The following is a 14,022-nucleotide window of genomic DNA, read 5'->3' as shown; positions in this document are numbered from 1 at the left end:
GCAATATAAACCTCGTTTAACACGCTTTCCTGAAGGTTTCCAGCTTTCGGGTTTTTCACCAAATGTCGGCAAGAAATCATCATCTACAAACGATGCTTTCGAGGTGTAACTTTCCTCAATTTCCATGTACTTTATCTCGTACTGTTCGCACAATTGCTTGATGCGGTCTTTTAGTTTAGCAGTTGGTACTTGTACGAACTTTTGGTTATTTTTTACACCGATATTAATCCCGTCTTTTTGACCTTTGTTCCAGCCAAAGACAATCCGACCAATGCCATTCTCTAAGCAGTGACTCACGACCAATTTCGCTGCTTTATTGACTGCATCTCGCATCTGACGATTGCGTTTTTCAGTGATACGAGCGAGACGCTGTATGATGCTAGAAAATATAGCGATCGTGCGCTTTGGGTCAGTCGATGAAGAATTAACAAAGATTATCGATCGCCTCTTGGAATTACCCTCTCGAGAAGCCGTCTCTCTCGTCCTCCAATCCACCCGCCCAGAATTATTAGAATGGTTGAGAAACCAAGAATTAAGAGACAATAATTAACCCAAAACACGAAATCGATCGCGACGCAAATAACCAATACTTCATAAAGGCGATCGCATTTCCTCGATCGCGAAGACAAGAAAAAGGATTAACAATTCCTGAATTTCAATCTACTTGTAGATTGAGACTTAATTCAGAGAGGAAAGCGATCGCGCAAAATTCAATATCATTCCAGACTCACTTTTTTGTGAGAAAAAAGACAAAATAGTGCGATCGACCTCGATCGGGATAAGACAAGAGATGTACGAGGAAACGATCGAGTCTTCACTTCTGCCAAAATTATTTGCTGCCTTACCCATTTTTCGTCGGATATGGTATTGATAGGAAAAAGCGGTACGGATGCACAAAACGTTTCCCTCTTCCTGTAGCTTGTGAAGGGTAATCGTCTACCCCAAGTCCCCTTCTCATTCTGTTAAGTTTCATTAACGCTCATGTCAACTCTCGTCATCGTTGAATCGCCTACTAAAGCGCGGACTATCCGTAATTACTTACCCAATGGCTATCGCGTCGAAGCCTCAATGGGTCACATTCGCGATTTACCCTCCTCTGCGGATGAAATTCCCCCCGCCCACAAAGAGAAGGACTGGGCGAAATTAGGTGTTAATGTCAAAGATAAATTTGCACCCCTTTACGTCGTCCCCAAGACCAAGAAGAAGGTCGTTAAAGAACTCAAAGAAGCCCTAAAAGTGGCCGATGAGTTAATCCTTGCCACTGACGAAGACCGGGAAGGAGAGAGCATCTCGTGGCACTTGCTGCAAGTCTTGAAACCCAAGGTGCCGATCAAGCGCATGGTATTTCACGAAATTACCGAAGATGCCATTCAAAAAGCATTGCAAAATTGTCGGGAAATTGATAATAATTTAGTTCGCGCTCAAGAAACTCGCCGCATTCTCGATCGCTTGGTGGGTTATACTCTCTCTCCCCTCCTCTGGAAGAAAATTTCTTATGGTTTGTCGGCAGGTCGCGTACAATCAGTAGCAGTCCGTTTGCTCGTGCGGCGAGAACGAGAACGCCGCGCTTTTCGCTCTGGAGGCTACTGGGATTTAAAAGCGACTTTAGAACAGAAAAAGAGCCTGTTTGAAGCCAAACTCGTCACGCTGAAGGGTAAAAAGCTAGTGACAGGGAGCGACTTTGACCCCAACACCGGACAAATTACCAAGGGTAAAGATGTGGTGTTGTTGAATGAAGAAGAAGCAACAGCACTGCGCGATCGCATTGTCGATCGAACATGGAAGGTCGCCAATACGGAAGAGCGCCCCACCAAACGCCGTCCTTATCCGCCTTTTACCACCTCCACCCTGCAACAGGATGCTAACCGCAAATTAGGCTTATCGGCGCGGGATACCATGCGGACAGCGCAGAAGTTATACGAAGAGGGCTATATTACCTATATGCGGACGGACTCCGTGCATTTGTCCGATGAAGCGATCGCGGCGGCGCGATCGTGTGTTGAGGAAAAATACGGCAAGGAATATCTCAGCCCCAAACCCAAACAGTATACGACCAAAAGCAAAGGAGCGCAGGAGGCACACGAAGCCATTCGCCCGGCAGGATCGACCTTTCGCACCCCCCGAGAAACTGGATTAAGCGATCGCGAATTCCGACTCTACGACCTGATTTGGAAGCGGACGGTAGCCTGTCAGATGGCCGATGCTCGCCTCACACAAATCACCGTTAATATTGAGGTAGAAGATGCAGGGTTTCGTGCCAATGGCAAGCGCATTGATTTTCCCGGTTTCTTCCGCGCCTATGTGGAAGGCTCGGACGATCCCGATGCTGCTTTGGAAAATCAAGAGGTTTTATTACCGGAATTAAAAGTAGGAGATACGCCAAAATGTAACGAACTCGAAGTTCTGCAACATGAAACCAAGCCTCCTGCCCGTTACTCGGAAGCCTCACTGGTAAAAATGCTAGAAAGTGAGGGTATCGGTCGTCCCAGTACTTATGCTAGTATTATCGGCACGATCGTCGATCGCGGCTATGCTCAAATCCGCAATAAAACCTTGATTCCCAGTTTTACCGCTTTTGCCGTCACCAGTTTATTAGAGTCTCATTTCAACGATTTGGTAGACACTCGTTTTACCTCTCGCATGGAACAAACCCTCGATGAAATTGCCACGGGAGAAGTGCAATGGTTGCCCTATTTGGAAAAGTTTTATTTAGGGGAAATGGGATTAGAAACTCAAGTTAAAGTTCGCGAAGAGGAAATCGATCCCAGTGTTGCTAAAGCGGTCAATTTAGAGAATCTCGATGCAAGGGTAAAAATCGGGCGTTTCGGTCCTTATATTGAGGTGGAGAATGGAGAAGAAAAGATTGCGGCATCTATTCCTCCGGATTTAACACCATCGGATTTGAATCCCGAACAAGTAGAAGTTTTAATCCGACAAAAATTAGAAGGTCCCGATAAATTGGGGCTGCATCCAGAAACAGGAGAACCGATCTATATTCTCACGGGAAATTATGGACCCTATGTACAGTTAGGAGAGAAAACAGAGGAGAATAAAAAACCCAAACGTGCTTCGCTTCCCAAAGGACTGAAGCAAGAAGATTTAACCCTTGATATTGCGGTTGGATTATTAGCTTTACCGCGAACTTTGGGAGTTCATCCAGAGACAGAAGGTAAAATTCAGGCTAGTAATGGACGTTTTGGACCCTATGTAGTTCATACTCAAGGAAAGGACAAAGATTATCGTTCGATTAAAGCTCCAGATGATGTTTTAACGATTACTTTGGCACGTGCTTTGGAGTTGTTGGCACAACCGAAAAAAGGACGAGGACGCAATGCTTCTAAAACACCTTTACGAGAATTGGGCAATCATCCCGATGATGATAAACCTGTAAATATTTATGAGGGTCCTTACGGGAAATATATCAAACATGAAAAAACTAATGTTGGTATTCCTGAAGGGGAAACGGTAGAAAGTATTACGCTGGAAGCTGCATTAAAGTTGTTAGCAGAAAAAGCCGCAACGAAGAAAACAACTCGTAAATCAACAACTCGTAAATCAACAACAAAGGCCAAGACAACAAAGGCTAAAACAACAAAAGCTAAAACAACAAAAGCTAAAAAGTCAACTAAACCGAAGGATGAAGACAAATAAATCTGAATGAAGACTGAAACGATTACTGACTCGAGGAGAAATAAAGTTATGACCTTAAGTCATGTTGTTATCGCAAAATGGGCGATCGCTGACTATCACCAGATGATAGCATCAGGAATTTTAAACGAACGTCATGTTGAATTATTAGCGGGAGAAATTGTTGAAATGAGTCCGGAAGGTCCCTTGCATACTGTTTATGGGGAGGGACTCGCAAACTATTTAAGAAGGTGTTTATCGGGACGTGCTTGGATTCGAGAAGCGCGTCCGATTACACTCTCCAATTCAGAACCCGAACCTGATATTGCGATCGTGCGATTACCTTGGTTTCAGTACTGCGAACATCATCCTTATCCCGATGATATTTTTTGGATCGTTGAAGTCTCTGATTCTACTTTAGCCAAAGATTTGACCGTAAAACAACAAATTTATGGACAAGCTGGAATTGCAGAATATTGGGTATTAGAGATTCAAGCTCAAAAAGTAATTATATTTCGAGATCCATCCTCTGATGGGTATAATAATAAACAAGAATTTGAGGTAGGAAATATCACCTCTCTTGCCTTTCCAGAGGTTAAAATTCCTGTAGAAAGTATTTTTTCGGGTGAAATTTTAAATTAACTCGATAATATGCGATCGCACGAAATTTCTTTCAGCGATGATAATCTCTTCCCGATCCATATTTCCACGCATCCAACCAACGATGATAAGAATATTGTTTATTGGGAAATAATGACTTTCTCAATGGTTCGAGTTTATTTCCTACAGGATATAAACCGGTATAAACTGCCAAATTAAGATAATGTTTTAACCAATCGAGTAACGCAAGAATTCCGACTTGAGGCAATAAGGGAAATACTAATTTGGGATTGACGCGAGGTAAAGTTTTAATTAAACCAGAAAACTGAATGACATCTTGTAAAAATGGTGATAAGACATCATCTCCTAATTCATTCATCACCGAAAAAACACCACTGAGTAACTCATTAATTTGGTTGGGAGAAACTTGGCGATCGCAAGCAACACTCATGGTACGCTGAAAAAGCCAAGTGACTGAGATATTGGGTTGATAGGGTTGTAACAATTGGAGAGATTTATAATCCATTGTATCGACAATTTTCGCCTCTTCTATGCCTATTGTTAAACGCTTTAAATGACGCATCATCGAACCAAAACCACCAAAGCTAACAGGAGATTGAGAACCGCTACTATCCCCAACGGGTAAAATACGATTCCAAGGTAAGCGAATGGGACTTTTGCGATAAGAAGGGAAAAATCCAAATAAAAATCGCTGAAAATCTAATTGAGATAATTCAATCTTTTGATATTGAGGAAGTAAGCGGAAATACTCTTCCATGAAAAACTCTAAACTAAAACGTTTTGGGTTCGCGTCGAGATAAGTAAACAAATAGGTCGTGCGTCCATCTTTTGCTGGAAAGGCTTCCCAGAAATACTGACATTGATTCTGAATAGGAGTAAAAGAAACCAGCAAATCACCTTTTTCGTTCTCTGTATATCCCTTTGCACAACTTCCTACAACCAAACAAATCCCCTCCGGTTTTATCCCTTGTCTCGCTTGCTGTATAATGGGGGAAAAATGTCCCATTGCATCAATTAAAAGACTGGCTCTTAATTTCACTGCTCCTGCTTGAACGAATACACCATCGGGATGAATAGTTACAGAAGAAAACGAGGTTTTTTCAAGTAATTTCCCTCCTGCATTGAGAAACTTTTGTTTGAGAATTTCGAGGAGATATATTGGATCGACTCCAATATTGAGAATATCGTTAACCCACATTTCGACTCCTTGATGAAAAGCGACTCTTGCGGGATTGTATTCCGTTGCGATCGCACTCTCTAATTCCTCTTCCGTCAGTAAATCTAATTCGAGAACAACTCGTAATTCTTGACGGGAAATATTCCATTCTTGCTCTCGTCCGCGTAAAATCCCTCTTTCTAATACGGCAACACTCCACCCTCGTTGCTGTAATGTAGTGCCGATTAAAATCCCTAAAGTTCCCCCACAAACGAGAAAATCAAAATCGCGATCGCCGAGGATTTCCTTACTTTCTCGAACAACATGAGGAATCGGAATTTCTCCCGCTCGCAAATTCTGCCACAGTCGATCTACATTTCGCAAGCGCTGCAAAACAGCCTCAGACTGTTGAGATAAAATTGTTTCTGTCAGCGACATAATATGAGTATCTTTAACGGGTGACTGAAAAAGGTAATTCAATAAAGAAAGTTGTTCCTATTTCGTGACTGGTTTCAAAGTAAATTTGACCGTGATGTGCCTCGATAATAGATTTCGCGATCGCAGTTCCTAACCCCGTCCCTCCTTGCTTACCATGAGTGACGAATGCTTCAAAGAAATCTTGACGAATAATTTCAGGAATCCCTGGACCATTATCGCGAATTTCGATACGAATGCGATGGGAAAATTTCTTAACTGATAGATCGACATTGCCGCCATTGCCATCAAATGCTTGTACGGCATTAATGATAATATTTTGTAAAACTCGCATGAGTTTTGTATCGTCAAGCTCAATAATCAAATCATCCGGACAAGCGATGGAAAAATTGACGTTTTCATCTTGAAAATAAATGGCATTCAGTTTTTCAAAATGCTTTAATAGTTCCAAAAGATTCACCGGACGTTTGTTCAGTACCGCACTTCCTCGTGCGAATTCTAATAACTCCTCTGCCATTGCCGCCATCCGCGTTGCTTGTGCCTGAATTAAATTACACCATTCAACAGTTTCTTCGTCATCTGAGTGCATTTCTCGCACCATTCCACTAGATAATTGAATGCCGCTCAAAGGACTTTTGAGATCGTGAATAATTGTATTGACCATCTCTCCGACTAAAACCATTTTTTCTTTATAAGCCAGCTGTTTCACATATTGTTCCGTTGTTGCCCGCAAACGCTGAATAACATAATGAAAGAGTTGAAGGACGACAGCACCGCGAGTATTATCGAGAATATCAATGACAATATTACGGGGAATTTTAGCAAGAGTGGCACATCCGCGCACGATCGCTTGAGCGCTGCGAGGCTGACCGTCCAAAATCCCAAACTCGCCAAAAAAGTCATTAGGGACGGCTCGCGCAACGACTTGAAAATTATTGCCTGCAATTTGTTTTCTAAATAAAATTTCCCCTTCGAGTACCAAGTAGAGAAAATCAGGAATTTCTCCTTCTTCAAAAATAATAGTATCATCTGGGAAAGTTTCAATCAGTGCTAATTTACAGAGTTTTGCCGAACGTTCCGAATCAAAGAAGGTGACAAATTGGTGTGCTTGAATGTCCATGAGAAATTGGCGACATTGGGATTCTAAAGACGGTGGATCGATCATATCGCAATCGGTTACTTTCGTCTCTCAAACCTTTTATTTGTTTTCAGGAAAACTCAAAAATATCAAGCGATCGGGAGAGAAAAAAAGATGAGATTTTATTTGGGACTGGATTTTGGTACGTCGGGAGCAAGGGCGATCGCGATCGACGATCGGGAAGTTCCTTGCTTTGAAGGACGAGTAACCTTGAGAAAAAGTTCTGATCTTGCCAATATGTGGCGAGAAGCTCTCTTTGTCCTTTTACATCAAATTCCCCTTTTAATTCGCAAGGAAATTGCGGCGATTGCCATTGATGGAACTTCCTCCACTACTTTACTCTGCGACGATCGCGGACAAGCGATCGCCGACCCGCTTTTGTACAACGATGCCCGAGGGCGAGAAGTTTTCGAGCGAGTTTGCGCCATTTCTCCCCCCGATAGCGTCGTCCGCAGTGCAACTTCAAGTTTGGCCAAATTATTGTGGTGGGAAAAATATGGATTTTGCGATCGCGCTGCCTATCTCCTCCATCAAGCAGACTGGTTGGGATTTCAACTTCACGGAAAATTGGGCATTAGCGACTATCACAATGGCTTAAAGTTGGGCTATGACGTAGAACGCCTCTACTATCCCGATTGGTTAGCCAGTTTATCCTTACAACGATTGTATCCTCGCATCGTTGCCCCCGGAACTCCTGTGGGGACAATGACAGCAAATCTATGCGATCGCTTGAGCTTTCCGCGAGATTGCCTTGTTTGCGCTGGGACGACGGATAGTATTGCGGCTTTTCTGGCCAGTGGTGCAACCCAACCCGGGGATGCCGTCACGTCTCTCGGCTCGACCTTGGTGTTAAAATTGCTAAGTACAACCCGATTAGAAGAAGCGCGATCGGGTATTTACAGCCATCGTTTGGGGGATTTGTGGCTGACGGGGGGAGCATCCAATACAGGAGGGGCTGTATTACAGCATTTTTTCAGCGAGGAGGAATTGAGAGAACTGAGCTTGCAAATCGATTGCGATCGCGAGAGTCCCTTGCCGTATTATCCTCTCTTGCAGAAAGGCGAACGCTTTCCTTTGAGCAACCCCGATCTCGAACCCCAACTCGAACCCCGTCCGGAAAATCCCGCCGATTTCCTGCACGGCTTACTCGAAAGTATGGCACGGATTGAAGCGATGGGTTATCAACGATTGCAAGACCTCGGAGCAACCTCTCTCCAACAAGTTTACACGGCGGGAGGAGGCGCAAAAAACCCGCAATGGACTGCTATTCGAAAGCGTCATCTTTGCGTCTCCATGAGTCCTGCACGGCACTTAGAAGCCGCCTACGGCACGGCATTACTCGCAAAACGAGGACTTCCATAAGGAAAAAGAGAGAGAATTCATTTCTCTCCCTCTTTTTCCTAACTGATAACTGATAACTGATAACTGTTAACTGTTAACGGTAATCCGTCCTTGTTTGATAAAGTGAAGAATGCGATTTACTGCTCGTCTTTCCTCATCATCGAGACCCTCATCCAGTGCGGCGGCCATTAACCCATAGCGATCGCTGAGGGTCAGAATGCCAGTTTCTGTGACGGATGCAAAAATTTCTGAGATAGCACCGGGGAGAAGTTGAATTTGGGTTAACACAATCTTAATGCTCCTTCTCTTGATAATAATATTGTCGCTTTTTCAATTGGATTTGGAGGTGATGCGATGTTGGTAAAAGACGTGAATTTCATCGCCTAAAGCGGCGATCTCATCTACCTTAAGATGTGAGTAAAATCACTGTTATCGATCGATCTACCGATAATGCACGCAGTAATTCCACGGATGTCACAATTTTAGGATAATGATATCCCTATCGGAATAAAAAGAATTGTTGAAGCCGGTTATGGCGATCGCAAGTTAAGATGTCCGATCGCTTTCGATTTCCTCTATCTGTTGTCGCGCCAAAGAGCAGAGTTGTCACTTCAGTTTGATACTATAAAGAGAAAAACGCCGTTCTCATTCATTGATAATGATAATGCAAGTTATTTCCGCACAATGGTTGGCCGATCGCCTTAAGGATTCGCAGATTGCGATCGTCGATTGTCGTTTTTCCCTTGCCGATCCCCTCCAAGGAGAACGGGAATACCGCGAAGCTCATATTCCCGGGGCATACTATTTAAACTTAGATCGCGATTTATCGGCCCCCGTCGGCAAACATGGAGGACGGCATCCCCTCCCCGATCCCGCTACCTTTGCCGCCAAATTAGAAGCAATGGGCATCGATTTTGGTCGCACGATGGTGGTGGCTTACGATGATTCTAAAATGGCTTTTGCGGCACGGTTGCGCTGGTTTTTGGGGTATTTAGGACACGATCGCGCCGTTATTTTAGATGGAGGTTGGCGCGGGTGGGTTGCCCGCAATTATCCCGTCACGGCTGAGATGCCGCCAACAAAATCGGGAAACTTCTCACCACAAATTCAAAGCGATCGCATTGTGGATATCGAAACCGTTAAAGCGCGGAAAGACTTGCCGCAAACTCTTTTAATTGACTCCCGCGATCGCGATCGCTATTTGGGAAAACGCGAACCTATCGATCCTATCGCCGGACATATTCCCAGTGCAGTTAATCTTCCGTGGCAAGAAGTTTGCAATGCTGAAGGCTACATTCAGCCCCAAGACACACAACAACGACGATGGGAAAAGCTGCCCACCGCCGACGAACTCATTCTTTATTGCGGTTCTGGAGTCACGGCTTGCGTCAATCTTCTCTCCTTGGAAATGACAGGCGCTAACAAGGCAAAACTCTATGTCGGAGGCTGGAGCGACTGGTGTTCCTATCAAGTCCAAGAATAATGAATGGCAAAATTATTAATAGCTCCCATCTGGTGTACAATACAATATGCGGAAGCGGTCATTAAGATACGCATCCTTATCATCTATAGTCAATCTGGAGTCTTCTCTAACTTATATTTTTTCAGAAAATTGTTAGCTGGAGAATCTTAGGTGGCTTCAAGATCGGTAATTCATCGTTATCTCTCTCTTGAATGTTACCAACTTAAATATCTAATTTTAAATGCTAAACAGCTAAACATTAGATCGGGATGAAACAATTTATTAAAAATAGACTCAAATTCAAACATAAATGAATCTAATTTTCCTTTGGGATTGTTCTTTCTTATTAAAACATTATTCTAGAACAATCCAAAATCAAAATTTGCAATTGAAATTCTATCTAAATCGACTTTAATTAGACAAAAAAAACCGAAAATTTCTTTCGGAAACTTACCCTTGTCTGAGATTCCAAGTCCGGTATTTTGAAAATTTTGAGTACATGTTGTACTGGTCTGCAAGTCAAAAAGGAAATAATCTGAGTTGATTTTTAGCAAATTGTAAAAATTTCCTGAATAGAGTGGCTAACATATTGAATTACCTCAACGTCTGTTAGAATTTTTATTCGGTTACTTGTTTTTATGTTTTATACACAAAATCGTCTGTCTATTTTTGTAGATGGAAATAATATGTTCTATGCCCAACAAAAAAATGGGTGGTTTTTCGATCCAAGGCGAGTATTAGAGTATTTCAAAAATCAGCCTAATGTGACCTTAGTTAATGCGTTTTGGTACACGGGCTTAAAAGATCCTCAAGATCAGCGCGGATTTCGCGATGCTCTCATTAGTTTGGGCTATACAGTCCGGCACAAAATTCTTAAAGAATATTACGATGATAGTTCCGGACGCTATTCCCAAAAAGCTAATTTAGATATCGAAATTGTTGTCGATATGTTTAACACCTGCGAACAATACAATCAAGTGGTTCTTTTTAGCGGAGATGGAGATTTTGAACGTGCCATTGAATTATTACGCTCTAAAAATACCCATATCACCGTTGTTTCAACGGAAGGAATGATTGCCCGAGAACTGCGAAATGCAACAGATTGTTATATCGATTTGAATGATATTCGCCCTCAAATCGAAAAATCGGATTATTAACTAGGGCATTCGCGGGGCGATCGCGCGACTCTGTTTTTCCTTATCAGCAACATTCCCCTTGCGATCGCCCCAAGAAATTCTCTCTCGCCGAACTCATTCGGTTTTCCGAATCGAGGATCGTTCAAGGGAAGTGATACCATTGTGGAGAACCCATTGTCCGCGATCGCGAAATCGCTCAAATCCCCTAGAAAGCTGCCATGTTCAAGAAACTGCTCGGAGACCCCAACGCCCGCAAACTGAAGAAATATAAGCCTCTGGTGGTGGAAGTTAACCTGTTGGAAGATGAAATTAAGGAACTCTCCGACGAACAACTCCGGGGGAAAACGGGGGAATTTCAAGAACAACTCGCCAAAGCAAAAAGCGATCGCGAACGGGCGGACATTCTCGAAGAAATTTTACCGGAAGCCTACGCCGTCGTTCGAGAAGCCGGTTGGCGAGTTCTCGGAATGCGTCACTTTGATGTCCAAATCCTCGGGGGCATTATTCTCCATGAAGGACAGATCGCCGAAATGAAAACCGGAGAAGGCAAAACCCTCGTCGCCACGCTTCCGGCTTACCTAAACGCCCTTTCAGGACATGGCGTTCATGTCGTCACGGTGAACGACTACTTGGCACGACGAGATGCAGAATGGATGGGACAGGTGCATCGCTTCCTCGGACTCAAGGTGGGATTAATTCAAGCTGGCATGAACCCCCTCGAACGCAAACAGAATTATGGTTGCGATATTACCTATGCGACCAACAGTGAGTTAGGTTTTGACTATTTGCGGGATAACATGGCCACCTCAATGGAGGATGTAGTACAACGACCTTTTAATTATTGCGTTATTGATGAAGTAGACTCGGTTTTAGTCGATGAAGCTAGAACGCCTTTGATTATCTCCGGCCAAATCGAACGCCCGACGGAAAAATACCTGAAAGCCTCTCAAATTGCCCTGCAACTCGGTCCCCAAAATGAGGAAGGAGAAGGCGAATATGAGGTCGATGAAAAAGCACGAAATGTATTAATGACCGATGAAGGCTTTGCTAAAGCCGAGCAGCTTTTGGGGGTTACAGATTTGTACGATCCTAACGATCCTTGGGCGCACTATATTTTTAATGCCATTAAAGCCAAAGAACTGTTTACCAACGATGTAAACTATATCGTTCGCGGCGATGAGGTAGTCATTGTTGATGAGTTTACCGGACGAGTCCTCTCGGGGCGACGGTGGAGTGATGGTTTGCATCAGGCGATCGAAGCGAAGGAAGGGGTAAAAATTCAAAATGAAACTCAAACTTTAGCCACCATTACCTATCAAAATTTCTTCCTCCTTTATCCCAAGTTAGCAGGAATGACAGGAACGGCAAAAACAGAAGAGGCAGAATTCGAGAAAATTTACGAACTGCAAGTGACGATTATCCCGACCAATTTACCCTCAAGACGGCAGGATTTATCCGATGTCGTCTATAAAACCGAACCGGCAAAATGGTTGTCGGTCGCGAAAGAATGTGCGGAAATGCACGAGTTGGGTCGTCCGGTGTTAGTGGGAACGACGAGTGTCGAAAAATCAGAGTTTTTGTCTAAGAATCTCCAAGAATTAGAGATTCCTCACAATATTCTCAATGCCCGCCCGGAAAATGTGGAACGGGAATCAGAAATTGTCGCCCAAGCGGGTCGCTTGAGTACCGTAACGATCGCAACGAATATGGCAGGTCGCGGCACTGATATTATTTTGGGAGGAAATGCCGAATTTATGGCACGGTTGAAAGTGCGGGAGTATTTAATGCCGCGCATTGTCATTCCCGAGGAGAAGCAGTTGGTTGCGGCGATTCCTGGAGCAAAACCTGCCAAGAAATCCGCTCAAGGATTTGGAGATGGAGAGAAGAAGAAAAAGACGTGGAAAGCCTCTCCAGAAATCTTTCCGACGGATTTATCGGGAAGTACCTTGCAGAAGTTAAAAGAGGCGGTCAATTTTGCCGTGGAAACTTACGGGGAGCAAAGTTTGCAGGAGTTGGAAGCGGAAGATAAATTGGCGATCGCTTCGGAAAATGCTCCGGTTGAAGATCCGGTATTACAAAAATTGCGGGAAGTTTACAACCTCATTCGCGAGGAATACGAAGCCTTTACCGGCAAAGAACACAATAAAGTGGTTGAATTGGGAGGACTGCACGTCATCGGTACAGAACGTCACGAATCTCGCCGCATTGACAACCAATTGCGAGGACGTGCCGGACGACAAGGAGACCCCGGATCGACGAAATTTTTCTTAAGTCTAGAAGACAATTTATTGCGGATTTTTGGCGGCGATCGCGTAGCAGGATTGATGAATGCGTTCCGAGTCGAGGAAGATATGCCGATTGAGTCGGGAATGTTAACGCGTTCTTTGGAAGGGGCGCAAAAGAAGGTAGAAACGTTCTATTACGACACTCGGAAACAGGTATTTGAATATGACGAGGTGATGAACAATCAGCGTAAAGCAATTTACGCCGAACGCCGTCGGGTGTTGGAAGGATTAGACTTAAAAGAGCAAGTGATTGGTTATGCCGAGAAGACGATGGATGATATCGTTGAGGCTTATGTGAACCCGGAGTTACCCCCGGAAGAATGGAAATTGGAAGAGTTAACGGCGAAAGTGAAGGAGTTTATCTATTTGCTTGAGGATATGCTACCCAAACATTTAGAAGATATGACCGTCGGAGAAATTAAGACTTTTTTACATGAAGAAGTCCGCAAAGCCTATGACCTCAAGGAAAATCAAATTGAAAAGATTCAACCGGGGCTAATGCGACAAGCAGAACGTTTCTTTATTTTGCAGCAAATTGACACTCTTTGGCGGGAACATTTACAAGCAATGGATGCGTTGCGGGAAGCGATCGGCTTACGGGGTTACGGTCAAAAGGATCCGTTAATCGAATACAAGCAGGAAGGATATGAGATGTTTTTAGAAACCATGATCGATATTCGTCGCAATGTGGTTTATTCTCTCTTCCAATTTCAACCCAATCAACAGTAAGTGGTGAGTTGCGATCGCTAAGAAGGTTCACCACAGAGGCACAGAGGAACACAGAGAAGAAATTTGCTATTGTCTTGCTGTAACACTAATTT

10 protein-coding genes and 1 pseudogene are annotated in these 14,022 nt (G+C 43.7%); 7 read left to right on the top strand and 4 right to left on the bottom strand.

The annotated features are described in order from the left end of the window. Positions 1-369 (bottom strand): annotated as a pseudogene (locus tag AC6RV6_RS03685) (IS200/IS605 family accessory protein TnpB-related protein); the annotation flags it as partial. Between the two features lie 4 nt (positions 370-373). On the opposite strand from AC6RV6_RS03685, the gene AC6RV6_RS03680 reads away from it, so the two are divergent. The 3 genes from AC6RV6_RS03680 (at position 374) to AC6RV6_RS03670 (ending at position 4,269) form a co-directional block, all read left to right on the top strand. Next, a complete protein-coding gene (locus tag AC6RV6_RS03680; RefSeq protein WP_500238982.1) occupies positions 374-550 on the top strand; it encodes a hypothetical protein in 177 nt (58 codons plus the stop codon). Between the two features lie 431 nt (positions 551-981). Continuing rightward, on the top strand, positions 982-3,651 hold the full coding sequence (topA, locus tag AC6RV6_RS03675) for a type I DNA topoisomerase (RefSeq protein WP_500238971.1): 2,670 nt from the start codon (positions 982-984) through the stop codon (positions 3,649-3,651). A 48-nt stretch (positions 3,652-3,699) separates the two neighbouring features. Further along, positions 3,700-4,269 carry a Uma2 family endonuclease gene (locus AC6RV6_RS03670; RefSeq protein ID WP_500238970.1) on the top strand — a complete coding sequence of 190 codons (570 nt, stop codon included), beginning with the start codon at positions 3,700-3,702 and terminating at the stop codon, positions 4,267-4,269. A gap of 31 nt (positions 4,270-4,300) precedes the next feature. On the opposite strand, the gene AC6RV6_RS03665 is transcribed toward AC6RV6_RS03670, so the two are convergent. Together AC6RV6_RS03665 and AC6RV6_RS03660 are read right to left on the bottom strand one after the other, a co-directional pair. Then, the gene (locus AC6RV6_RS03665; protein ID WP_500238980.1) at positions 4,301-5,842 is read right to left on the bottom strand and encodes an FAD-dependent oxidoreductase; all 1,542 of its coding nucleotides are present in this window, start codon (positions 5,840-5,842) and stop codon (positions 4,301-4,303) included. Between the two features lie 13 nt (positions 5,843-5,855). Beyond that, complete coding sequence (locus tag AC6RV6_RS03660) at positions 5,856-6,959, bottom strand: ATP-binding protein (RefSeq protein WP_500238969.1); 1,104 nt, start codon at positions 6,957-6,959, stop codon at positions 5,856-5,858. A 132-nt stretch (positions 6,960-7,091) separates the two neighbouring features. On the opposite strand from AC6RV6_RS03660, the gene AC6RV6_RS03655 reads away from it, so the two are divergent. After that, entirely contained in the window at positions 7,092-8,339 is a 1,248-nt protein-coding gene (locus AC6RV6_RS03655) for an FGGY-family carbohydrate kinase (RefSeq protein WP_500238968.1), read from the top strand. Positions 8,340-8,405: 66 nt separating this feature from the next. Here the strand turns inward: AC6RV6_RS03655 and AC6RV6_RS03650 are convergent, their stop codons facing one another. Next, positions 8,406-8,606: a hypothetical protein gene (locus AC6RV6_RS03650; RefSeq protein ID WP_500238967.1), complete on the bottom strand. Its 201-nt coding sequence runs from the start codon at positions 8,604-8,606 to the stop codon at positions 8,406-8,408. Between the two features lie 370 nt (positions 8,607-8,976). Between AC6RV6_RS03650 and AC6RV6_RS03645 the strand changes: the two genes are divergently transcribed. The 3 genes from AC6RV6_RS03645 (at position 8,977) to secA (ending at position 13,930) form a co-directional block, all read left to right on the top strand. Beyond that, positions 8,977-9,801, top strand: coding sequence for a sulfurtransferase (locus AC6RV6_RS03645; RefSeq protein ID WP_500238966.1), 825 nt, complete (start codon positions 8,977-8,979; stop codon positions 9,799-9,801). Between the two features lie 617 nt (positions 9,802-10,418). Continuing rightward, on the top strand, positions 10,419-10,937 hold the full coding sequence (labA, locus tag AC6RV6_RS03640) for a low amplitude/bright protein LabA (protein ID WP_500238965.1): 519 nt from the start codon (positions 10,419-10,421) through the stop codon (positions 10,935-10,937). Positions 10,938-11,134: 197 nt separating this feature from the next. Further along, the gene (gene secA / locus AC6RV6_RS03635) at positions 11,135-13,930 is read left to right on the top strand and encodes a preprotein translocase subunit SecA (RefSeq protein WP_500238964.1); all 2,796 of its coding nucleotides are present in this window, start codon (positions 11,135-11,137) and stop codon (positions 13,928-13,930) included. Positions 13,931-14,022: the final 92 nt, after the last annotated feature.

It is taken from the genome of Spirulina sp. LEGE 11439 (assembly GCF_059821285.1).
Note: the sequence above shows the minus strand (reverse complement) of the source record. Positions and strands in the feature narration are given on the sequence as shown.

What these genes read in the sequence shown, in the direction of transcription:
- AC6RV6_RS03680 (WP_500238982.1), top strand. Translation starts at nt 374, where the DNA reads ATGATGCTAGAAAATATAGCGATCGTGCGCTTTGGGTCAGTCGATGAA.
- topA (WP_500238971.1), top strand. Translation starts at nt 982, where the DNA reads ATGTCAACTCTCGTCATCGTTGAATCGCCTACTAAAGCGCGGACTATC.
- AC6RV6_RS03670 (WP_500238970.1), top strand. Translation starts at nt 3,700, where the DNA reads ATGACCTTAAGTCATGTTGTTATCGCAAAATGGGCGATCGCTGACTAT.
- AC6RV6_RS03665 (WP_500238980.1), bottom strand. Translation starts at nt 5,842, where the DNA reads ATGTCGCTGACAGAAACAATTTTATCTCAACAGTCTGAGGCTGTTTTG.
- AC6RV6_RS03660 (WP_500238969.1), bottom strand. Translation starts at nt 6,959, where the DNA reads ATGGACATTCAAGCACACCAATTTGTCACCTTCTTTGATTCGGAACGT.
- AC6RV6_RS03655 (WP_500238968.1), top strand. Translation starts at nt 7,092, where the DNA reads ATGAGATTTTATTTGGGACTGGATTTTGGTACGTCGGGAGCAAGGGCG.
- AC6RV6_RS03645 (WP_500238966.1), top strand. Translation starts at nt 8,977, where the DNA reads ATGATAATGCAAGTTATTTCCGCACAATGGTTGGCCGATCGCCTTAAG.
- labA (WP_500238965.1), top strand. Translation starts at nt 10,419, where the DNA reads ATGTTTTATACACAAAATCGTCTGTCTATTTTTGTAGATGGAAATAAT.
- secA (WP_500238964.1), top strand. Translation starts at nt 11,135, where the DNA reads ATGTTCAAGAAACTGCTCGGAGACCCCAACGCCCGCAAACTGAAGAAA.